We start from the raw sequence: 22524 nt of genomic DNA, 5'->3' as shown, positions 1-22524 counted from the left end.
GCCCAAGCAGAGGGAGCACACCGTGCCGTCATTCTCGAACACCCTTGAACAGGCAATCCATGCTGCACTGGCCCTGGCCAATGCGCGGCAACATGAATTCGCGACGCTGGAACATCTCCTGCTCGCCCTGATCGACGAGCCCGACGCGGCCCGCGTGATGAAGGCGTGCAGCGTCGAAACCGAGGATCTGCGCACCACGCTGGTGGAATTCATCGACGATGACCTGTCCAACCTCGTCACCGACATCGAAGGCTCCGAGGCGGTTCCGACCGCCGCCTTCCAGCGCGTGATCCAGCGCGCCGCCATCCACGTGCAGTCATCCGGCCGCACCGAGGTGACGGGCGCCAACGTCCTCGTCGCCATCTTTGCCGAGCGCGAGTCGAACGCCGCCTATTTCCTGCAGGAACAGGACATGACCCGTTACGACGCGGTCAACTTCATTGCCCACGGCGTCGCCAAGGATCCCGCCTACGGCGAATCCCGCCCGGTTCAGGGCGTCGGCGAAGAAGAGTCCGAACAGACCAAGTCCTCCTCCGAAGGCGATCAGGTCGAGAATGGCGAATCCGCCCTTGCGAAATACTGCGTCGATCTCAACGAGAAATCCCGCCAGGGCGATGTCGACCCCCTGATCGGCCGCGACAGCGAGGTCGAGCGCTGCATCCAGGTGCTCTGCCGCCGCCGCAAGAACAACCCGCTCCTGGTGGGCGATCCCGGCGTGGGCAAGACGGCCATCGCCGAAGGCCTCGCGCACAAGATCGTGGGGGGCCAGACGCCCAAGGTCCTGTCGAAAACCACCATCTTCTCGCTCGACATGGGCGCGCTTCTGGCCGGCACCCGCTATCGCGGCGATTTCGAGGAACGGCTCAAGGCCGTCGTGACCGAGCTTGAAGAGCATCCCGACGCGGTGCTCTTCATCGACGAGATTCACACCGTCATCGGCGCCGGCGCCACCTCGGGCGGCGCGATGGATGCCTCCAACCTGCTGAAGCCCGCGCTTCAGGGCGGCAAGCTGCGCTGCATGGGCTCCACCACCTTCAAGGAGTTCCGCCAGCATTTCGAAAAGGACCGCGCCCTGTCGCGCCGGTTCCAGAAAATCGACGTGGCCGAACCCACCGTCGATGACGCGATCAAGATCCTAAAGGGCCTCAAGCCCTATTTCGAGGAGCACCACAGCGTGAAATACACCGCCGAGGCCATCAAATCGGCGGTGGACCTGTCGGCGCGCTACATCAACGACCGCAAGCTGCCCGACAAGGCAATCGACGTGATCGACGAGGCCGGCGCGGCGCAGCATCTCGTGGCCGCCTCCAAGCGGCGCAAGTCCATCGGTCCGAAAGAGATCGAGAATGTCGTGGCCAAGATCGCCCGCATTCCTCCGAAAAACGTCTCCAAGGACGATGCCGAGGTGCTCAAGGATCTCGAAGGCTCGCTCAAGCGCGTCGTCTTCGGCCAGGACACCGCGATCGAGGCGCTGTCGGCGGCGATCAAGCTGGCGCGCGCCGGCCTGCGCGAACCCGAAAAGCCCATCGGCAACTACCTCTTCGCCGGTCCCACCGGCGTGGGCAAGACCGAGGTCGCCAAGCAACTGGCCGATACGCTGGGCGTGGAACTGCTGCGGTTTGATATGTCCGAGTACATGGAGAAGCACGCCGTCTCTCGCCTGATCGGCGCACCTCCGGGCTATGTCGGCTTCGACCAGGGCGGCCTTCTGACCGACGGCGTCGACCAGCACCCGCATTGCGTCCTGCTGCTCGACGAGATCGAAAAGGCGCACCCGGACGTGTTCAACATCCTCCTGCAGGTGATGGACCACGGCAACCTGACCGACCATAACGGCCGCACGGTGAACTTCCGCAACGTCGTCCTGATCATGACCTCGAACGCCGGCGCCACCGAGCTTGCCAAGGCCGCCATCGGCTTTGGCCGCGACCGCCGCGAGGGCGAGGATACCGCCGCGATCGAACGCACGTTCACGCCGGAATTCCGCAACCGTCTGGACGCGGTCATCTCCTTCGGCCCGCTGCCGAAAGAGGTCATCCTGCAAGTGGTCGAAAAGTTCGTGCTGCAGCTCGAGGCCCAGCTGATGGACCGCAACGTGACCATCGAATTGACCAAGCCAGCCGCCGAATGGCTGGCCGACAAGGGCTACGACGACAAGATGGGCGCGCGCCCCCTGGGCCGCGTGATCCAGGAACACATCAAGAAGCCGCTGGCCGAGGAACTGCTCTTCGGCAAGCTCGCCAAGGGCGGCGTGGTCAAGGTGGGCGTCAAGGACGGCCAGATCGACCTGCGCATCGAGGGGCCGGACCATCCGCGCCTCTCGGGAAAAAAGCCGCCGCTGCTCACGGCAGAGTGACAAGGGCTCAGGCTTTGCGATAGGCTATGAAACGGGCGGCATCCCTTGCCGCCCGTTTTCGCGACCGCCCCCAGCTTTCGAGGTTCCCCGTTGCCGACCGCGCCCAGATCCGCCCTCACCGCCGCCCTGCTCATGCTGGCCACCCCGGCGCTGTCAGAGCCGCCGACCCTCGCGCTGCCCATCGACTGCGCCCTGGGCCAGACCTGCTATATCGAGGACTACGTCGATCTCGATCCCGGCCCGGGACAGTTCGATTTCATGTGCGGCCTCAAGAGCCGCGATGACCACCGCGGCACCGACATTCACCTTCTGTCCTTCGAGGCGATGGACCAGGGCGTCAACGTGCTCGCCGCCGCCCCGGGCCGTGTCGCCGCCCTGCGCGACGGGATGCCCGACACCCCCGTCACCGAAGACACCCGCGACGCCATCGCGGGCCGCGAATGCGGCAACGCCGTGCGTATCGACCACGGCAGCGGCTGGCAGACCCTCTATTGCCACATGAAAAACGGCTCTATCTCCGTCACCGAAGGACAGCAGGTCGACACCGGCACGCCCCTGGGCCAGGTCGGCCTCAGCGGCCTGACCAACGCGCCGCACGTCCACCTCACGGTCCTCAAGGACGGCCAAACAGTCGACCCGTTCCTGCCCGAGGCCGAACCCGGCACCTGCGGCTCGATCAGCGGCCCCGGCCTGTGGGAAACCGCCCTGCCCTATCACCGCGCGGGCCTCTTCACCGCCGCCTTTTCCACCGCCGTGCCCGCGTTCGACGCCGTGAAATCCGGCGCCGCCCGCGTGACCGAAACCGCCCGCGACACGCCGCTGGTGCTTTACGGCTACGTCTTCTATGCCCAGCCCGGCGACACCATGCGCCTCACCGCCTCCGGCCCCGAGGGCGAGATCTTCTCCCAGTCCGAAACGCTCGAGGCTCCGCAGGCCCAGCTGTTCCGCGCCTATGGCCGCCGCGCGCCCGAGGGCGGCTGGCCTCCCGGCGCCTATCGCGGCTACGTGACGCTGGAACGCGCGGGCCAGGTGCTGGCCAACCGCCACGCCGACATCATCGTTCTGGCCGAGTAAGACGGGTCGCCCACGGCATCCCGACCAGCAGCAGCGCCATCACCGCCAGGAATGCCCCGCGGGCCGTCCACATGGCGGCCGCGCCCTGCATCGCGCCTGCCATGCCCAGCATCACGACGCAGACCGCCACCGCCGGCACCAGCCAGCGCATCCCGGACCGTTGCCAACACGCCCGCGGTGTCCCGCGATCCAGCCAGGGCACGAACAGCCACACCGTGCAAAAGGCAAACATCGCCACCAGGCCCATCAGCTTGCCGGGCATCGCCACCAGCACTGCGTAGAACGGCAACAGGTACCACTCGGGCAATATATGCGCCGGAACGACCAGCGGGTTGGCAGCCACCGCACCACCCGCCCGTGTGCCAACCCGCGCTGCGCCACTTGCGGCCTCCGCCGGCACCAGCTCCCGGATCGGCGCATAACTCGCCCACATCGCCCAGATCAGCACCGCGGCCAGCACCAGGGCCGCGCCCAGCCCGACCCACGAATACCGCCCCCGGTATGGCATCGGCGGGGCGCCACGCGCCATCTGCCACAGGGACCCGCCCAAAATCGCCATGACCGCCACCGGCATCACCAGCGCGATGTGGTTCAGCGTCACCGGCACCCCCTGCGCCGCCATGAGGTAGGACACCTGCCCCCAGGGCAGCATGTAGCCCATGAAACCGAACAACGCGCTCAGCACCGCCAAGGCCGTCAGCGCGACCCAGACCCACCGGAACGACCTGCCATAGACCCCGAACACGAAACCCACGCCGATCATGATCCACGGTATCGCCTGCGCCGCGCCGATCACCCGCTGCCGATGCGCGCTCACGATTTCCGCCGGGGCACCTGCCAAGATCAGGGCCACACCCGCCGCGATCTGCACCGCAAGGATCACGGCCAGCAGGTTCACCCACAGCCACCATGCCCGCCGGGCATCCAGTACCGTCACGCTTATTTCTCCGTCAGCTTCAGCTCGATCCGCCGGTTCTGCGCCCGCGCTTCGGGCGTGTCGGCGGGGTTGATCGGCTGGTACTGCCCGAACCCGTTGGCCGACAGCCGGTCTGGCGGCAGGCCCAGGAAATTCACCATATAGCGCACCACCGACAGCGCCCGTGCCTGGCTGAGATCCCAGTTATCCTCGAATTGCGCGCCAGGCCGCACCGGCACGTCGTCGGTATGCCCATCCACCTGGATGACCCAGTCGATGTCCTCGGGGATATTCTCGGCCACGCTGCGCAGGATGTCGGCCACCTTGGCCAGCTCGCCCTCGCCCGCGTCCGACAACCGCGCCTCGCCTTGGGCAAACAGCACTTCGGACGAGAAAACAAAGCGGTCGCCGACGATCCGCACGCCTTCCTGCTCTTCCAGCAACTGCCGCAACCGGCCAAAGAATTCCGAGCGGAATTTTTCCAGGTCCGCGCGTTCCGCCTCCAGCCGCTTGCGTTCGGCTTCCTCCAGCTCGCGCCGTCGCCGCTCCTCGGCGGCCACCCGCGCCAGCGCGGTGTTCAGCTCGTTACCCAGCGATTGCAGCTGCACATCCGTTGCCGCCTCGCGCGCCTTGGCATCGTCCAGAAGCGCCTGCAACTGCCCCAGCTGGTCGCGCAACGCCCGAACTTGCTGGTTCAACAGCGCCTCTTCTTCCTGCGCCTCGTCGGCCAGCGCGCGCTGCCGATCCAGCTCCGCCTGCACCTGCCCCAGCATCGCCGCCCGCTGCTCGGATTCCGTCAGCCGCGCCTCGGCCTCCTCTTCGGCCGCCAGCTTTGCCGCCAGCGCCGCGGCCAACTGCGCGCGCACATCCTCGGCCGACAGCGCTTCGGCATTGGCCGCTTCGTTTGCCGCGATCAGCGATGCGATGCGTTTCTCCCGCGCCGCCACATCCGCCTCCAGCGCAGTCACCTGGCGCTGCAAATCCGCGATCAGGTCGGCATTCTCGACCGCCTCGTTCTCCGCAGCGGTCTTGGCCGCCAGTGCCTCGGCAAGCCGCTCTTCCAGGCTCGCCGCGGTTTGCGCCACCTCGCCACGATCCTCGCGCAACGCGGCCAGCTCCGCCTCGGTCTCGCTCAACCGAACCTGCAATTCCTCGGCCCGCACCGTCTCGGAGTCCACGTCGGCCAGCGCCTGCGCCAGTTCCGCCTGCAGCGCCGTCAACTCCGAGCGGCGCACCTCCTGCCCGCTCTCGGCCTCTTCCAGCGCCATCAGCGCTTCGGCCAGCCGCACGTCCAGATCCTCCTGCGCGTCCTGCGCCGCCGCCAGCATCGCCAGCGTTTCCTCCGCTTTGCGCCGCTGTTCCTCCAGCGCCAGCGTCATCGCGGTCAGTTCCGCGTCCGCATTCTCCAGCCGGTCGCGCAGCGCCTCCGCCGCCGCCGCCTCGGCCAGCCGCGCCTTCTCCTCGTCCGACAATTGCGCCTGCAGATCCTCGACCTGCGCGGTCAGCTGCGCCTGCGCCGCGTCGTCCGCCTCGGCCTCGCTGCGCAATTCCGCGATCATCGCCTCCAGCGCATCCGCCTGCGCCGCGGCCAGCCGCGCCGCCTCTTCCTGCGCGTCGATCTCGTCGCGCAGCCCGGCCAGCGCCAGTTGCAACTGCTCCTGCTCGCTCAGCAATTCCTCGCGCTGGCCCTCCAGATCGGCAATCGTGCCCAGGTTCTCCTCGCGCTGCGCCAACAGCCCCGCAACCTGTTCCTCGAAACTGGCGATCCGGGCCTCCGCCTCGGCAATCTGCGATTCCTGCGCCGCGATCAGCGCCGCCTGCTGCTCCTGCCGCTCCCGCGCATCGCCCAGCGTCGCGGTCAGCGCGCCCACCCGCTCGGTCAGCGTGGCGTTGCGGTCCTGTTCCAGCCCCAGCGCCCGGCTCAGCGCCGCCACCTCGTTCGACAGCGCGTCCAGCCGGCTTTCCTGCCCGCTGATCGTCTCGCGCAGGACGAACTGCACCACCATAAAGATGGTCAGCACGAACATCAGCACCAGCAGAAGCCCCGTCATCGCATCCACGAAACCGGGCCAGATCGAGGCCTGGAACCGTGCGCCGGTGCGCCGTGACAGGGCCATCGCCTAGCTCCCCTGCTCCCGCTCGGTCCGGCGCAAGGCACGCGGCGCGGCCTCGGCCCGCCCATGGCTCGACGCCAATTGCCCGATCGCCCGCGACAGCGCGTTCAGGTCGGTGCGCAGCTCGCTCATGCTTTCCTGCCGCCCGGCGCTGATTTCCTCGAGGATCCGCAGCATCTGCACGTCGATCGACCGCAGCCGCATCCGGCTTTCCGCGTCGATCCCGCCGCTTTCACCCTCGTGGCTGGCCATCTGCCGGATCAGCTCTTCCTGTCCGTCCGCCACCCGCGTCAGCGCATCGTGCAGCGGCGCGGTGTCGGTCAGCCGCTCGGTCAGCTTCTCCATGGAATCCGCCAAGAGGCCCAGCTTTTCGTCCACCATCGCGCGGCTTACATCGGATTGCGTCAGCATCAGCTGCAAGCTCTCCATCTGCTCGCCCATGTGGTCGACGACGCTCGCCATCACGCCCGCCTCGCCGCCGCCCTCGCCATCGCCCGAGGCCAGACCGACGCGCGTGATCGTCGACATCCACTCTTCCAACTCGCGGTAAAACCGGTTCTGCCCGTGCCCCGCAAAGAGCTCCAGCAGCCCCACCACCAGCGACCCGGCCAGACCCAGCAGCGAACTGGCAAAGGCCACGCCCATGCCGCCCAGCTGCGATTCCAGCCCGGTCATCAGGCGGTTGAACACGTCCACGCCTTCCTCGCCGTCCTGCGGCGCCAGGCTGCGGATCGTGTCCACCACCGCCGGCACCGTCGTTGCCAGGCCATAGAAGGTCCCCAGCAGCCCGAGGAAAATCAACATGCTGGTGATATAACGCGTGATCTCCCGCGCCTCGTCGATCCGCTGCGCCACCGAGTCGAGGATCGACCGCGCCGAGCCCGACGCGATCTTCATCCGCTTGCCGCGCTGCTTCAGCAAGGTCGCCAACGGCGCCAGCAGCAGCGGCGCCTTGATATCCTGCGGCGTTTCGCGCTCGTGGACAAACCCCTCGATCCAGCGCACCGAGCCGATCAGCTGGTACATCTGCCAGAAGCACGCCACCACGCCAATCACGAAAACGAACAGGATGAACCCGTTCAGATACGGGTTCGCCTGGAACACCGGCAACACCCGCGGCAACGCGAAGAACGCGCCAAGCCCCGTCAGGGCCAGCACGATCAGCATCAGCGTGATCTGCCTTACGGGGTGGGAAAAGTTGGGCTCGACCTCACGGTCCGGCTGGTCCATCTGGACGGCTCCCGGCGCGGTTATTGTTTGGCCACACCCTACGCGTTAACCACTGTGAAGCCAAGGTTCTAAAGCGTTTCTGGCGCGTCCGCCGCGCGGCTTGCTCAAACCCCGATCCCCTTCACCCGCCGCACCAGCCAGTCCAGCTCGGGATCAACGATGCCCAGCTCCTCCAGGTGCGCCACGGTCTGGAACAGGTACTCGTGGTTCGGCCCCCGCCCGCCATGAGCGCGCGCGATGATCCGCGCCTGTTCCTCGAGGTCCAGCCCGCCGCAATACTGCACATGATCGGCGTCGATCACGTAAGTCAGCGCCCGCACCTGCCGCCCGTCGCGCAGCATGATGTCCAGCTCTTTCTCAAGATAGGCCGCCGACACCAGTTCCCGCTCGCGCAGATAGGCCAGCACCTTGTCCTCTTCGTCCTCGTGCACCGCCAGCGCCACGCCCCGGCAGAGCGCATCCGGGCTTTCGTCCAGCGCCAGCACCAGGCCGGGGTTCTCCTCGGTCCCGCGATGATGGATCGAGCGCATGCAGAAACTGCGGTGATACCCCGGCAAGGCGGCCAGCACCCGCTGCACCGGCGTGAACCCGGGGTTCCACACCAGCGACCCATAGCCGAAGACCCACATCGTCATTTTTCGCTCCTTGCGCTTTCCCCTGCCCCCTAATCACTTTAGATACCACTCGGCAAGGGCTCGGAAGAAGGCTGATAGGCAGATGCGCGGCATGTTGATCCTGATCGTGGTGGCGGCCCTGGCATGGTCCGTCTACTGGGCCGTGGGCTCCACCGGTGCCACCAAGGCGTTCGAGGCCTGGTTCGACGGCCGCCGCGCCGATGGCTGGGTGGCCGAGTATTCCGACCTTTCCACCCGCGGCTTTCCCAACCGCTTCGACAGCACCTTCACCGATGTCAGCCTCGCCGACCCCGACACCGGCCTGGCGTGGGAGGCGCCGTTCTTCCAGGTCTTCGCGCTCAGCTACAAGCCCAACCACATCATCGCCGTCTGGCCCGATCACCAGCTGATCGCGACGCCCCGGGCAAAGTACGACGTGACCAGCACCGACATGCGCGCCAGCCTTGTCACCCGCCCCGCGCCGGGCCTGCCGCTGGAACGGCTGACCCTGACGGCCGAAGGCCTCGCGGTGCAGCCCGACACCACCGTCCAGCCGACCACCACCGACAGCCTGACGCTCGCCGCCGAGCGCACGACAGCGTCCGACAGCAGCTACCGCTTCGGCCTCACCGCCGACGGCTTTTCCCCGGCGCTCGACTGGCGGGTCAAGGTCGATCCCGGCGACACCCTGCCCGATACGCTCGAAGCGCTGTCACTGGACATGACCGTGGATTTCGACAAACCTTGGGACCTTTCTGCGATCGAGGACGCCCGCCCCCAGCCCACCCGCATCGACCTCAAGCTGGCTGAGGCCCGCTGGGGCCGGCTGGAACTGCAGGCCGCGGGCGAGGTGACGGTCGACGCCGCCGGCATCCCCACCGGCGAAATCACCGTCAAGGCCCGCAACTGGCGCGACATCCTGCGCCTCGCCACGGACAGCGGCGCGCTGCCACAGGCCTTCGCCGGCACGCTCGAGGATGGCCTCGCGCTGGTGTCGCAGATGGCCGGCAACCCCAAGACTCTCGACATTCCGCTGGGCCTGCGCGACGGCCGCGTGTTCTTGGGCCCGGTGCCCCTCGGCCCGGCCCCGGTGCTGCGGCTGCGCTAGAGGCCAAAAGATTTCAGAAATCTTTTGGCAAATCTTTTCTCAAAAGATTTGCCCCGCCCTACCGGCAGTACGACCCGTTACGGTGCTCCGCCGTATCGAAATGAAAGTGATCGCGGTGATACCCGTCCGATCCCGGCCCCAGCACCGTGCCGAACGGCCCGCAGGCCGACCCGTGCAACTGCCGCAGGATCTTGCCGCGCTTGCCCGCGCCCCAGTCGTTCAGCACCGAGATATCCGTGCCGTCGCGCAACAGGAACGCCGAGATGTCGATCGCGTTGCCCTTGGAATGCTCCGACAGCCGCGCGCCGCGCTTGTGATTGCGCGTCCGGCACACGTAATGCGCCGCCACCTTCAGGCTTTTCACCCCGCCGCCGGTCTTGCCGACGATCGGCTTCATGTCGTTCTTCACCCAGGCATTCAGCGTCCGCGCCGTGCGGCAGTTCATCGTCGCGGGCGTGCTCAGCAAAACCCCGCTTACCGCATCCACCTCGACCGCGTTGGCGATCCCGCAGGCGCCGTTGCCCGGCACGTCTCCGACCACCACGCCCTGGATCGACGGATCGCCGCAGACGGCCCCCCGCGTGACCAGTTCGGGGTCATCCCTGTCCCCACCGCCAAACGAACAACTCGCCAGAAAGACTGGAAAAATCCACGCCAAGCGCATCCTGCTCACCCTTTTTTCACGCGCCCGAAATCCGGCGCATCCGTATCTTGCCCGGCCTCGATGATACCACGCCGAATGCTGCGCGTCCGCGTGAAATAATCATGCAGCAGATCACCGTCCCCGGTCCGGATCGCCCGCTGCAACGCAAAGAGTTCCTCGGTGAAGCGCCCCAGCACCTCCAGCGTCGCCTCCCTGTTGGTCAGAAACACGTCGCGCCACATGGTGGGGTCGCTGGCCGCGATCCGGGTAAAGTCGCGAAAACCGGCGGCGGAATACTTGATGACCTCGCTGTCGGTCACCCGGCGCAGGTCGTCGGCCACGCCCACCATCGTATAGGCAATCAGGTGCGGCGTGTGGCTGGTGACGGCACAGACAAGGTCGTGGTGATCGGCATCCATCTCGTCGGTCTTGGCGCCCATGCCCTGCCACAACGCCTCCAGCCGGTCCACGGCACTTCGGTCGCTGCCCTCCACCGGCACGATCAGGCAATATTTGTTCTCGAACAGCTCGGCAAAGCCCGAGCGCGGTCCGGAATGCTCGGTGCCCGCCATCGGGTGCGCCGGCACGAAATGCACGCCGTCCGGCAAATGCGGGCCGACCGCCTCGATCACGGCCTTCTTGACCGAGCCGACATCGCTGACCGTCGCCCCCGGCTTCAGCGCCGGCGCGATCTCTTCGGCCACCGCGCCCATCACGCCCACCGGCACGCACAGCACCACCAGGTCCGCGCCCTCCACGGCCTCCGCCGCGCTGTCGCACACCCGGTCGCACAACCCGATCTCGCGCGCCACGTCGCGGGTCTCCTGCGACCGCGCATGGCCCGTGACCTCGCCCGCCAGACCGGCGCGTTTCATCGCCCAGAACATCGACGACGCGATCAGCCCCAGCCCGATCAGCGCGACGCGGTCGTAGATCACGCTCATTCCGCGTCTCCCATGAATTGGCCCACCGCATGGGCCACCCGGCGGCAGCTGGATTCGTCGCCCACCGTGATCCGCAGGCAGTTGGGCAGGTTGTAGCCCGCCACCCGCCGCACGATCAGCCCCTCGGATTTCAGGTATTCGTCGCAGGCCTCGGCCTGCGCCTGGTCGGCAAAGCGCGCCAGGATGAAATTGGCCAGCGAGGTGTCCGACGGCACGCCATGCCCCGCCAGCGCCTCGGCCAGCCAGGCCCGCATCCGCGTGTTGTCGGCCCGGCACTTGTCGACCCAGGCCTGGTCGCGCACCGCGGCCTCGGCGGTCACCAGCGCCGCCTCGCTCAGGTTGAAGGGGCCCCGAACCCGGTTCAGTACGTTGATCACATGCGCCGGTCCATAGCCCCAGCCCACGCGCAGCCCGCCCAGACCGTAAAGCTTGGAAAAGGTCCGCGTCATCACCACGTTCTCGCGCGCCTCCACAAGACCCGCGCCGCCGTCGAACCCCTCGACATACTCGGCATAGGCCCCGTCCAGAACCAGCATCACCTGATCGGGCAGCCGCTCGGCCAGCCGCGCGATCTCGCCGTCCCCCACCATCGTCCCGGTGGGGTTGTTGGGATTGGCGATGAAGACAAGCCTGGTGCGCTCGGTTACCGCCGACAGGATCGCATCCACGTCCGTCACCCGCTCGCGCTCGGGCACCTCGACGGGCGTCGCCCCGTTGGACAGCGCCGCGATTTTGTAGATGGCGAACCCGTGCTCGGTGTGAATCACCTCGTCGCCCGGCCCGGCATAGCACTGGCACAGAAGCGACAGGATCTCGTCACTGCCCACGCCGCAGACGATCCGGTCCGCATCCAGCCCGTGCGCGTCGGCAATCGCGCCGCGCAGGCCGGCATGATCCGTCGACGGATAGCGGTGCAGGTCATACGCCGTCTTGCGAAACGCGTCCTTCGCCGCCTCGCTCGGCCCGAACGGGTTCTCGTTCGAGCTCAGCTTGACCACGTTGCTCACCCCCTCCACGTGGCTCGACCCGCCCACATAGGGGGCGATGTCCAGTATTCCGGGCTGGGGGGTGATCTTGGTCATTGTGATGTCATTCCTCACGGGGGCAGCGGCACACCGCCCGGGGCCGCAGCGGCCCCGAACAGGTGGTCAGTTCCGCATTACCGAGACGCGCGCGCCCTGACCAGCCCCACCAAGGTCAATTCGCACAAGATGCGGCGCGAAGACCACGGAGCGGGCATGGAAATACCAGCGTTGATGTCAACGTTCCGCACCCCAGCGCGGAGTCAAGGCCGCAGGCCGCCGCGCAATCGACGGGCCGCCCCCACGGCACGTCGATACGTCAACATCAGCGCCACGTTCCAAAGTCTTTCGGCAACTCAGAGATAAAGCGCATTCTCCTCGGCCTTGGATCGACGCACCGCGGCCCGTCGATTGCGCGGCTCGGCACCTGTCTCACCTCTCCGGCATCCCCTCACGACGCCAGCACGTTCCGGAAAAGCCACGGATCGCTCTCGTCGATATCCTCGGGGAAATGCTCCCACCGATCCTGCAAGGGCGTCCAGTCGGTGTAATGCGCTTCCACCGGGCCCAGGTAAGGCCGCTGCACCTCCAGGCACCGGGCGTGGTCCATCTCGTCGGTCTCCACGATCCCCGCCTCAGGGTTCTCCAGCGCCCAGACCATGCCCGCCAGCACCGCGCTCGTCACCTGCAAGCCGGTCGCATTCTGATACGGCGCCAACGCCTTGGTTTCCTCGTTCGACAGGCGAGAGCCGTACCACATCGCGTTCTTCTCATGCCCGTAAAGCAGCACGCCCAGCTCATCGATTCCAGTCACGATCTCATCCACGTCCAGGATCTCGTGCGTGGTCTGCTGCCGCCCCGCCCCGAACATCTCGTGCAGCGACAACACCGCGTCGTCGCAGGGATGATAGGCATAGTGGCAGGTGGGCCGGAACTCCGGCGCATCCGGCGCGCCCACCGTGTAGAAATCGGAAATCGAGATCGCCTCGTTATGCGTCACCAGGAACCCGAATTGCGGCCCCGGCGTCGGACACCACGTATGCACGCGCGTGATCGCCCCCGGCCGTTCCAGCCAGATCCCCGCCCGACAGCCCGTGTCATGGCTGTGCCCGTTCTCGGGAAACCACGTCTCATGCGTGCCCCAGCCCAGCTCGGCGGGCTGGAACCCTTCCGCGATGAACCCCTCGACCGACCAGGTGTTGACGAAATGCCCCCGCGGCCGCGGCAGGGCCCGCGCCTGGGTGTCCCGCTCGGCGATATGCACGCCCTTCACGCCCAGCCCCTGCATCAGCTTCGCCCAGCCGTCCCGGTCCTTCGGCGCCTCCGCGTCCTTGCCGGTGTCGCGGGCCAGCGTCAGCAACGCTTCCTTGACGAACCAGCTGACCATCCCGGGGTTCGCTCCGCAGCAACTGACCGCCGTGGTCCCGCCCGGATTGGCCGCCTTCTCGTCCCGCACCGCCTGCCGCAGCGCATAGTTCGTCCGCGCCGCGTTGTCCTGAGTGTCGAAATAGTACCCCGCCCACGGCTCCACCACCGTGTCGATATACAGCACACCCTGCTCGCGGCAGAACTTCATCAGGTCGAGCGATGACGTATCGACGCTCAGGTTCACCACGAACCCCTTGCCCGGCTCGATCAGCCCACCCAGCAAGTCGCGGTAATTCTCCGCCGTCACCGCCTCTGGCACAAACCGCAGACCCAACTCGCGCAAGGCATCGTGATTGGCCGCGTTCGGCTCGATCACCACGAATTTGTCGGCGTCATAATCGAAATGCCGCTCGATCAGCGGCCAGGTCCCCTTGGCGATCGACCCGAAGCCGATCATCACGATGGTCCCGTCGATACGCCCGTACTTGGGATAATCCTCAGCCATGCCTTGCGTCTCCTCCAGCTTCAAATGCCTTGCAAATGCAAAAGGCCGCGCCCAGCGGCGCGGCCTTCCGGATCAGGTGCTGCAGACCTAAGAGGCTTAGTTCTGCGCGTAGAATTCGATGACCAGGTTCGGTTCCATCATCACCGGGTAGGGCACGTCGCCCAAGGACGGCGTCCGCACGAAGGTCGCGGTCAGTTTGGAATTGTCCACGTCGATATAGTCCGGCACGTCACGCTCGGGCAGTTGCGTGGCTTCCAGGATGGCGGCCATCTGCTTCGAACGGTCACGAACCTCGATCACGTCGCCTTCCTTAACACGGTAGGACGGGATGTTCACCAGCTTGCCGTTCACGCGCACGTGACGGTGGTTCACGAACTGACGCGCGGCAAAGATGGTCGGCACGAACTTGGCACGGTAGACAACCGCGTCCAGACGGCGCTCCAGCAGGCCGATCAGCAGCTCGCCGGTGTCGCCTTTCAGACGCTCGGCCTCGCGGAAGATGCGGCGGAATTGCTTCTCGGTCAGGTCGCCGTAATAGCCTTTCAGCTTCTGCTTGGCGCGCAGCTGCAGGCCAAAGTCGGAAATCTTCGCCTTGCGGCGCTGACCGTGCTGGCCGGGGCCGTATTCGCGGCGGTTGACCGGGGATTTCGGACGCCCCCAGATGTTTTCGCCCATCCGGCGGTCGATCTTGTATTTGGCAGCCGTTCTCTTTGTCATCGACTGATCTCCTTCGTTTCAGGTTTCGAAGGGCGTTGTCCTCTCCCTGTCCCGGACTTGATCCTGGATCTCGGGCGACAGGCATCCCCTTGCGAGGGCCACCAACACCAATGAAGCCGCGCTTATATAAGGGTGCGTGACAGAGTCAACACCGTCATCGCGCCAGCCCTTGGGTTTTCTGTCATGCGCAAGGATTGGTGAGGACGACCAAGAAATCGCCCCGCGGCATCGTTGACTTTTCGTAACTACATTGTATATACAATGCATCGACAACAATGCTGGCATCCCGCCACCCTCTCAGGAGTAAATAAAATGTCCCTTATTCACGCCCGCAGCGTTCTGGTGCGCAACCGTCTCGACTGGTCCACCCCTCATCTCGGCTGGCTGCCCCGCCGTGTGTATCAGCGTTTCTTCAAGCCTCTGGTTTGAATGGAGCAGCGAAAGCGGTGTGCCGTGCTCTTGTAAGCCGCACGTGCGCAAGTTGGATAACCACCGTCCCGGACCCGATCCGGGACCTCCTGCCGCCTTCGTAGGGTGGGTGAAAATCCACGCGTCGCCCGCCTCGCAGGCCGCGCCCTACTCCTGCGCCTTCGCCGCGTCCGCCTCGGCCTCTTTCTCCAGGTCCGGGTCCGTCAGCGTCGACCACGTGTCGTCGCGCGGCGGGCTGGGCGGCGTCTCGCAAGCCCGTTTGTGGATGTTCACCTTGGCGATGAAATGCGCCGATATGGGCGCGGTGACGAACAGGAACGCCATGATCAGCGGCTCGTGATAGGACCTGTCGCCGATCAGGAACGAATGGATCATCGACGCCAGCAGGAACATCCCGATCCCCAGCGTGCCCACCTTGGTGGGCGCGTGCAGGCGCGTCATCGGATCGTTGAACTTCAACAGGCCGAACACGCCCACCGTGACAAATCCCGATCCCACCAGCAGGCAGAACGCGACGGCAAGATTTCCGATCTCCAACCAGCTCATTCGATGATGTCCCCCCGCAGGATGAACCGCGCCAGCGCCACGGTGGAGACGAAGCCCAGCATCGCGATCAGCAGCGTGACCTCGAAATAGACCTGCACGCCCTGGTAGATGCCCACCATCACCACCAGCCCCAGCGCGTTGATCACCATCGTGTCCAGCGCCAGGATCCGGTCGCCCGGTGTCGGCCCCAACACCAGCCGCACCATCGACAGGATCTGCCCCAGCGCCAGCGCCACGAAGGAAATCACGATGGCAATGTCCATGATATCGGCAGGGTTGCTCATGCGAAAATCTCCTCCAGCCGGGCCTCGTAGCGGGTCTTGATCTCGTCGCGCACCGCGTCCGGGTCATCGGTGTGCAGCACATGCACCAACAGGCTGTGCCCCTCGTCGGACAAATCTGACGAGACGGTGCCGGGCGTCAGGGTGATCGTGCCGGCGAGGATGGTGATCGCCTCGGGCTTCACCAGGTCCAGCGGCACCACGATCCAGGCCGGTTTCAGCTTGTCGTTCGGCACAGTCAGCACGATCCACGCCACCTGCAGGTTGGCGATGATAATATCCCAGATCACGATCAGGCCATAGGAGAACATGCGGAACAGGTTGAACCCCTTGGGCGTGTCCGGCCACCAGATCGAGGTCATCCACGGGATGATGATCCCCAGGATCAGCCCGAACACCGCCATCCCGGCGGAAAACCCGTTCTGCAACAGCACCCAGACCAGCGTCAGCAGCAGGGTCAGGAACGGATGCGGAAACAGCCAGTAGAACGCGCGTGTCATGTCAGTGCCCCCCGTTCTCTTGTTCGTCCGCGCCATAGCCCGCGTCGCTCTCGCCATGGGCCGCGTCATCGCCGTGGCTCTCGGCACCGTGGCTCTCGTCGCCATGGCCGTCATCGCCATAGCCACCCTTGGCCTTGTCCTCCGGCCGGCCCAGCTTGCCCGGCGTTTCCAGCACGGTCGAGATGTAAGGCTCCGGCGCGAACAGCTGCGCCGAGATGGCCCGCGTGTACCCGTGCACCTGCCCGGCAAAGACCGTGTGCGCGATCAACAGCGCAATCAGCCCGCCGACAGCGGTATAGCTCAGCGCCGACGGCGCCGCCACCACAGGCGCATCCTCTGGCCGCGCGATGCTGCGCGCCTTCCAGAAGACATTGCTGCCCGCCCGGGCAAAGCCCACCACGCTGATCAGGCTGGACACCAGCACGACCGCCCAGATCCAAGGCATCTGCGCGCTGTCATAGGCCGCGTCCAGCACCAGCAGCTTGCCCAAAAACCCCGAGAGCGGCGGCAGACCCGCCATGGCAATCGCGCCGACAAAGAACATCCCCGCAGTCAGCGGCGCGCCGGACACCGGCGGCTGCGCCGTCAGGTTCAGGTTGTCACGCCCCGCCCGCGCCAGATCGGTGATCAGGAACAGGATGGCCCCCGCCAGCGTCGAATGCACGATGTAATAGAGCGCCGCCGCGATCCCGGCCTCAGTAAACAGCGCAATCGCCACCATCACCATGCCCATCGACCCGATGATCGAGAACGCCACCAGCCGGTCGAGTTTCTTAGCGGCCAGCACCCCGATCATCCCGATGGCCAGTGAGACCAAGGCCGCAGGCATCAGCCACACCACGTGCAGCCCCGCCGTCGCCTCCAGGTCGGGCGGAAAGATCATCGTGTAGACCCGGATGATGGCATAGGCCCCCACCTTGGTCATGATCGCAAACAGGGCCGCCACCGGGGACGGCGCCTCGGCATAGCTCGATGGCAGCCAGAAATGCAGCGGCACCAGCGCCGCCTTGATGGCGAATACCAAGAGCAGCAGCACCGCCGCCACCCGGATGCCCACCGTCTCCTCCGCGCCGATCTGCGTCACCCGCTCGGCCAGGTCCGCCATGTTCAGCGTCCCCGCCTCGGCATAGATCGAGCCCAGCGCGAACAGAAACAGCGTCGAGCCGATCAGGTTGTACAGAACATACTGCACCCCCGCCCGCAGCCGCGCGTTGCCGCCCGCGTGGATCATCAGACCATAGGACGCGATCAGCAGCACCTCGAAGAACACGAACAGGTTGAACAGGTCGCCGGTCAGGAACGCCCCCATGATCCCCATCAGCTGGAACTGGAACAGCGCGTGAAAATGCCACCCCCGCTCGTCCCATTTCGACCCGATGGCATAAAGCAGCACGAACAGCGCCAGAACGGAGGTCAGCAGCACCATCAGCGTCGACAGCCGGTCGCCCACCAGCACGATGCCAAAGGGCGCGGCCCAGTCGCTCAGCTGGTAGAGGATCACGTCCCCGCCCGACACGCTCCACGCCAGGCTCGCCGAAATGGCGATCAGCGCCACGACCCCGGCCACGGAAAACGCCCGCTGAATCCCGAAATGAAACCGCGCGGCCAGCACGATGAACGGCGCCAGCAGCGCCGGCAGCACGACGGGCGCGATAATCCAATGGGTCATTGCTGGCCCTCCGCCTGCACGTCGTCTTCGTCTTCTTCCGGCTGGTCGTCCACGTGGTCGTCATCCGCGCCCAGGAACGACCCCAGCGCGATCATCACCACGACTGCGGTCATCCCGAACGAGATCACTATTGCCGTCAGCACCAGCGCCTGCGGCAGCGGGTCCGTATACGTCTCCACCCCGTCCACCAACACTGGCGGGGCCCCGACGGTCAGCCGCCCCGAGGCGAACAAGAACACGTTCACCGCATAGGTCAGCAGCGAAATCCCCAGGATCACCGGGAACGTCCGCAAGCGCAGCACGAGGTACAACCCACCCGCCGTCATGACACCGATGGCCGATGCAACAAGAAACTCCATCAGACAGGCCCCCCGGTTGCGCCCACCGTTTTCGGCGGGTCATCCCGTGACGGGTCAATATCCATCGGATGCTCGGTATCCGGCGTATGCGCCCGCCGCGCCAGCCGCGAGAAGCTTTCCAGCGACAGCATCACCGCGCCCACGACCGCCAGGAACACGCCCAGGTCGAACAGCGCCGCCGTCGCCAGCTCGAACTTCTCGAAGGGCGGAATGCGCACATAGGTGAAGTCCGAGGTCAGGAACGGCTTGCCCACGAACCACGATCCGATGCCGGTCAGCCCGGCAATCAGGACGCCCGCGCCGATCACCCCGTGATAGGGATAGCGCAACCGCTGCGACGTCCAGGCGAAACCGCTCGCCATGTACTGCATCACCACCCCGATCGACACGACCAGCCCGGCGATGAACCCGCCGCCCGGCTCGTTGTGGCCGCGCAGGAAGATGTAGAAGCCCACCATCATGACCACCGGCATGATCACCCGCGTCAGCACCACCATCATCATCGGGTGCATGTCGCCCGCGCGCGGCTGGTCCGGCGTGCGGTTTAGCAGCCGCGCCCGCACCTTGCTGTTCAGCAGCGTCTCGGTCAGCGCATAGATCAGCAGCGCCGCGATCCCCAGCACGATGATCTCGCCATAGGTGTCAAAGCCCCGGAAATCGACAAGGATCACGTTCACCACGTTGGTGCCGCCGCCCCCTTTGTACGAGTTGGCCAGGTGATACTCGGATATCGGGCTGCTCACCGCGTCGCGCAGAAGATAGTGATAGGACAGCGCAAAGGTCGCCAGCCCGCCGACCACGCCCACACCCGCATCGCGCACCCGGCGCAACAGGCTGCTTTCCACCGGCGTCGTCTTGGGCAGGAAATTCAGCGCCAGAAGCAGCAGGATGATCGTCACCACCTCGACGGTGAACTGCGTCATCGCCAGGTCCGGCGCGCTGAAGAAGATGAAGCCCACCGACACCATCAGCCCCACGATCCCGATCAGGATCAGCGAGAAGAAGCGGTTGCGATGCAACAGCACCAGCGCCCCCGTCGCCGCCACCAGCATCAGCCACCCGGCGATGGTCACTGCACTCGGCGCCTGCATTTCCCGCGTCGCCTCACCGACAGTGCCCGTAGCCCAGGCATAGTAGCCCGCCACGATGATCGCCGCCGACCCCACCGCGGCATAGCGCGTGAAAGATCCGTTGTGGATCGGATGGATCAGCGCCCGCGCGCCCGCCGCCGCCGTCTCGACGATCCACTCGAAGATCACCTTGGCCTCGGGCCGCGGCGCCGCGTCCCACAGCTTCAGCAGCGGCTTGAACAGCAACAGCACGATCAGCCCGCCCACCACGGCGGCGATTGACATGTAAAGCGCCGGCACCAGCCCGTGCCAGATCTTGATGTATTTCACGTCCAGGGGCTCGACCCCGCCGATCACGGCCTTGGCCACAAGGAACACGAAATCCTGCACCAGGAAGGGGGCGACCCCGATCACCACCACCAGCACGACCAGGATCGCGGGCGGCAGCCACATGCCCGCCGGCGGATCATGCGGCTTGGCCGGGTAATCGTCGCGCACCGGCCCAAGGAAGGTGTGCGAGATGAAGCGGAAACAGTAGGCGGCCGAGAACAGCGAGCCCACCACCGCCAGTGCCGGCACGAACCACCACGTGTTGAACAACACCGTGTGGTTGGCCTCCTCCAGCATCATTTCCTTGGACAGAAAGCCGTTCAGGAACGGAATCCCCGCCATCGAGAGTGCGGCCAGCGTGGCGATCACGAAGGTCACCGGCATCAGCTTGCGCAACCCACCGAGCAGGCGAATATCCCGCGTATGCGCCTCGTGGTCGATGATCCCCGCCGACATAAAGAGCGCCGCCTTGAACGTCGCGTGGTTCAGGATGTGAAACACCGCCGCCATCGCCCCGAACGCGGTCCCGGTGCCCAACAGCATCGTGATCAGGCCCAAGTGACTGACCGTCGAGAACGCCAAGAGCGCCTTCAGATCATGCTTGAAGAGCGCAATGACCGCGCCCAGCACCATCGTGATCAGCCCCGCCGTGGTGACGATCACGAACCACTCCGGCGTACCCGACAGCACCGGCCACATCCGCGCCATCAGGAAGATGCCCGCCTTCACCATGGTGGCCGAATGCAGGTAGGCCGACACCGGCGTGGGGGCGGCCATCGCGTGCGGCAGCCAGAAATGGAACGGGAACTGCGCCGACTTGGTGAAACACCCCAGCAAGATCAGGATCAGCGCCGGCACGTACATCGGGTCGGCCTGGATCATCTCGCGGTTTTGCAGGATCACGCTCAGGTCGTAACTGCCCACGATCTGGCCCAGGATCAGCATCCCACCGATCATCGCGAGGCCACCCATACCCGTCACCGCCAGCGCCATACGCGCGCCCTGTCGGCCTTCGGGCAGATGCTTCCAATAGCCGATCAGCAGGAAGGACGACAACGACGTCAGCTCCCAGAACACCAGCAAAAGCAATATGTTGTCGCTCAGCACGATCCCCACCATCGCGCCCTGGAACAGCAGCAGATAGGTGAAGAACTCGCCCATATGGTCTTCGCGGCTCAGGTATTGCCGCCCATAGGCAATGATCAGCATCCCGATGCCCAGGATCAAAAAGGCAAAGAAGAACCCCAGCCCGTCCAGCATCAGCGTGAAGTTCAGCCCCAGAGCCGGCATCCAGTCGATCTGCGCCATCACCGTCCCGCCGGCCAGAACCGTCGGAAGGTTGGTCAAAAGCCCGATGAACGCGGCCAGCGACACCGTGAACGTGACCCCTGCACAGGACGACCGCCCCGCCGAATTCATCAAGCCCGGCAGAAGGGCGCCGAAAAACGGAAGTGCTACGATAAAGAAGAGGGACACGCGAACTCCTTGGCGTAACAGTTTCGTAAATTCCGACCTAAACTGCATCCCAGCGACGAAAGCGCAAGGAAAAACGACCGAAATTGTCGGTTATAATCCTGCGTTATCGCACCATAAAATCAGATGCATGTGTCACGGCGCCCGCGCCGCGGCGGGGGCGCCGTGACAATCTGTCCGGGCGGCTTAGGCCGCCTCGTGCTGAAGGATCGCCGCCTCAGACGCGCTCAGGTTGCGCCGGGCGAATCCGCCATAGGTCTGCGGCTCGAATTCCAGCGTCGGATTGTACTCCAACAGCCGCTTGCGGTCCTCGTCGTCCAGCGCCTGAAGCGACGCGGACGCGGGATGAAAGCTCTCGGTCTCCACCCCGTTGGCCCACAACACCTGGTGGCGCGGCAACAAGAGGTGCACATAGGTCACCTCCCGCACCGCCAGGTCGATCGTGATGTTGCGCCCGTTCACCAGGTCCTTGGCCGACACCAGCACTTCGGGCGTGTTGTAAAGCGCCTGCGCGATCTCGCCCTCGACCAGCATCCGGTGCTCGGGACTGACCAGCAGCTCCTCGTCCGGCCGCTCGACGCCCAGCGCGCCCGCGCGGATGCGGATGGGGCGCAGATGCGGCATCGCAAACAGCCGCGCGCCGCTCATCCGCCGGCTGCCGATCCACTGGATCTCTTCCGCGCCGTTGTCCTTGGTCTGCACATAATCGCCCTCGCGCAACTCCTCGACCAGCCGCGGGCCGTCCGGCGTCTCGATCCGCGTGCCGGGGGTAAAACAGATCACCCCGCCGCTTTCCACGTCGGTCGTCTGGCTGCGATGCGCGCCCAGCGATTGGTGCACGATCCACATCTCGGTGTTTCTCGGCGGGATCTCGTCGAGGAACATCAGCAGGGGCGGCGCCTCGTGCCCCACCTCGATCACCGTGATGGTATAGCTGCGCACTCCGTTGGTCACCACGAATCCGCTGTCCATCAGCGGCTCGTGCACCTCCACCTCGTCCAGTTGCGTTGTCCCCGTGCGCGCCGCCGTCACCAGCCGCCGCACCAGCTTTGCCGCGCATTTGCGGCTCATTGCGTCCCGTTCCGTCCGCTCAAGGCGCAGTACTTCATTGGGCCCGTCCACCCGCACCAGATCCCCGCGCCAGGACCATGCGGCCCCCACGTTGAGAGACTGGACAGGAGCGGCGTCCAAACCGTCCACTTCCGTCTGCGACCAGGAGATGACGAACGCGCCCCGAAAGGTCGTTCCCATTGCCT

At 65.8% G+C, this 22524-nt stretch carries 19 protein-coding genes; 3 read left to right on the top strand and 16 right to left on the bottom strand.

What is annotated here, in order from left to right; translation table 11 throughout:
• The first annotated feature begins 22 nt into the window (after positions 1 to 22).
• Together clpA and FIU89_RS02870 are read left to right on the top strand one after the other, a co-directional pair.
• Positions 23 to 2356 (top strand): ATP-dependent Clp protease ATP-binding subunit ClpA, encoded by a 2334-nt coding sequence (gene clpA / locus FIU89_RS02875; protein WP_152491215.1) that lies wholly within the window; start codon positions 23 to 25, stop codon positions 2354 to 2356.
• Positions 2357 to 2446: 90 nt separating this feature from the next.
• Positions 2447 to 3430: a M23 family metallopeptidase gene (locus FIU89_RS02870; protein WP_254701776.1), complete on the top strand. Its 984-nt coding sequence runs from the start codon at positions 2447 to 2449 to the stop codon at positions 3428 to 3430.
• On the opposite strand, the gene FIU89_RS02865 is transcribed toward FIU89_RS02870, so the two are convergent.
• The 4 genes from FIU89_RS02865 to FIU89_RS02850 form a co-directional block, all read right to left on the bottom strand.
• Positions 3411 to 4367 (bottom strand): hypothetical protein, encoded by a 957-nt coding sequence (locus FIU89_RS02865; RefSeq protein ID WP_152491214.1) that lies wholly within the window; start codon positions 4365 to 4367, stop codon positions 3411 to 3413. The genes FIU89_RS02870 and FIU89_RS02865 overlap by 20 nt on opposite strands.
• 2 nt (positions 4368 to 4369) lie before the next feature.
• Positions 4370 to 6463, bottom strand: coding sequence for a peptidoglycan -binding protein (locus tag FIU89_RS02860; RefSeq protein WP_152491213.1), 2094 nt, complete (start codon positions 6461 to 6463; stop codon positions 4370 to 4372).
• A gap of 3 nt (positions 6464 to 6466) precedes the next feature.
• Positions 6467 to 7690 carry a biopolymer transporter ExbB gene (locus FIU89_RS02855; RefSeq protein ID WP_152491212.1) on the bottom strand — a complete coding sequence of 408 codons (1224 nt, stop codon included), beginning with the start codon at positions 7688 to 7690 and terminating at the stop codon, positions 6467 to 6469.
• 104 nt (positions 7691 to 7794) lie between these two features.
• Positions 7795 to 8325, bottom strand: coding sequence for a gamma-glutamylcyclotransferase (locus FIU89_RS02850; protein ID WP_170067193.1), 531 nt, complete (start codon positions 8323 to 8325; stop codon positions 7795 to 7797).
• An 82-nt stretch (positions 8326 to 8407) separates the two neighbouring features.
• Here FIU89_RS02850 and FIU89_RS02845 point away from each other — a divergent pair, with 82 nt between their 5' ends.
• The gene (locus tag FIU89_RS02845; RefSeq protein ID WP_254701775.1) at positions 8408 to 9412 is read left to right on the top strand and encodes a DUF2125 domain-containing protein; all 1005 of its coding nucleotides are present in this window, start codon (positions 8408 to 8410) and stop codon (positions 9410 to 9412) included.
• Positions 9413 to 9470: 58 nt separating this feature from the next.
• On the opposite strand, the gene FIU89_RS02840 is transcribed toward FIU89_RS02845, so the two are convergent.
• The 12 genes from FIU89_RS02840 to FIU89_RS02785 form a co-directional block, all read right to left on the bottom strand.
• Positions 9471 to 10076 carry an extensin family protein gene (locus FIU89_RS02840; RefSeq protein ID WP_152491211.1) on the bottom strand — a complete coding sequence of 202 codons (606 nt, stop codon included), beginning with the start codon at positions 10074 to 10076 and terminating at the stop codon, positions 9471 to 9473.
• Between the two features lie 5 nt (positions 10077 to 10081).
• Complete coding sequence (locus FIU89_RS02835; RefSeq protein ID WP_152491210.1) at positions 10082 to 10999, bottom strand: prephenate/arogenate dehydrogenase family protein; 918 nt, start codon at positions 10997 to 10999, stop codon at positions 10082 to 10084.
• Positions 10996 to 12081, bottom strand: coding sequence for a histidinol-phosphate transaminase (hisC, locus tag FIU89_RS02830; protein ID WP_152491209.1), 1086 nt, complete (start codon positions 12079 to 12081; stop codon positions 10996 to 10998). Before hisC ends, FIU89_RS02835 begins: the two co-directional genes overlap by 4 nt.
• 391 nt (positions 12082 to 12472) lie before the next feature.
• The gene (locus FIU89_RS02825; RefSeq protein WP_152491208.1) at positions 12473 to 13894 is read right to left on the bottom strand and encodes a homospermidine synthase; all 1422 of its coding nucleotides are present in this window, start codon (positions 13892 to 13894) and stop codon (positions 12473 to 12475) included.
• Between the two features lie 96 nt (positions 13895 to 13990).
• On the bottom strand, positions 13991 to 14611 hold the full coding sequence (gene rpsD, locus FIU89_RS02820; protein WP_057791996.1) for a 30S ribosomal protein S4: 621 nt from the start codon (positions 14609 to 14611) through the stop codon (positions 13991 to 13993).
• Positions 14612 to 15187: 576 nt separating this feature from the next.
• Positions 15188 to 15586 (bottom strand): monovalent cation/H(+) antiporter subunit G, encoded by a 399-nt coding sequence (locus tag FIU89_RS02815; RefSeq protein ID WP_152491207.1) that lies wholly within the window; start codon positions 15584 to 15586, stop codon positions 15188 to 15190.
• Positions 15583 to 15870: a K+/H+ antiporter subunit F gene (locus tag FIU89_RS02810; protein WP_152491206.1), complete on the bottom strand. Its 288-nt coding sequence runs from the start codon at positions 15868 to 15870 to the stop codon at positions 15583 to 15585. Before FIU89_RS02810 ends, FIU89_RS02815 begins: the two co-directional genes overlap by 4 nt.
• Complete coding sequence (locus FIU89_RS02805; RefSeq protein WP_152491205.1) at positions 15867 to 16367, bottom strand: Na+/H+ antiporter subunit E; 501 nt, start codon at positions 16365 to 16367, stop codon at positions 15867 to 15869. Before FIU89_RS02805 ends, FIU89_RS02810 begins: the two co-directional genes overlap by 4 nt.
• 1 nt (position 16368) lies before the next feature.
• Complete coding sequence (locus tag FIU89_RS02800; protein ID WP_152491204.1) at positions 16369 to 18036, bottom strand: monovalent cation/H+ antiporter subunit D; 1668 nt, start codon at positions 18034 to 18036, stop codon at positions 16369 to 16371.
• Positions 18033 to 18395 carry a Na+/H+ antiporter subunit C gene (locus FIU89_RS02795; RefSeq protein ID WP_152491203.1) on the bottom strand — a complete coding sequence of 121 codons (363 nt, stop codon included), beginning with the start codon at positions 18393 to 18395 and terminating at the stop codon, positions 18033 to 18035. The genes FIU89_RS02800 and FIU89_RS02795 overlap by 4 nt, the downstream gene beginning before the upstream one ends.
• Positions 18395 to 21271, bottom strand: coding sequence for a monovalent cation/H+ antiporter subunit A (locus FIU89_RS02790; RefSeq protein WP_152491202.1), 2877 nt, complete (start codon positions 21269 to 21271; stop codon positions 18395 to 18397). The genes FIU89_RS02795 and FIU89_RS02790 overlap by 1 nt, the downstream gene beginning before the upstream one ends.
• A gap of 183 nt (positions 21272 to 21454) precedes the next feature.
• The gene (locus tag FIU89_RS02785) at positions 21455 to 22519 is read right to left on the bottom strand and encodes a Hint domain-containing protein (RefSeq protein ID WP_152491201.1); all 1065 of its coding nucleotides are present in this window, start codon (positions 22517 to 22519) and stop codon (positions 21455 to 21457) included.
• Positions 22520 to 22524: the final 5 nt, after the last annotated feature.

Source organism: Roseovarius sp. THAF27, from assembly GCF_009363655.1.
In the GTDB taxonomy this organism is placed as follows: domain Bacteria; phylum Pseudomonadota; class Alphaproteobacteria; order Rhodobacterales; family Rhodobacteraceae; genus Roseovarius.
Note: the sequence above shows the minus strand (reverse complement) of the source record. Positions and strands in the feature narration are given on the sequence as shown.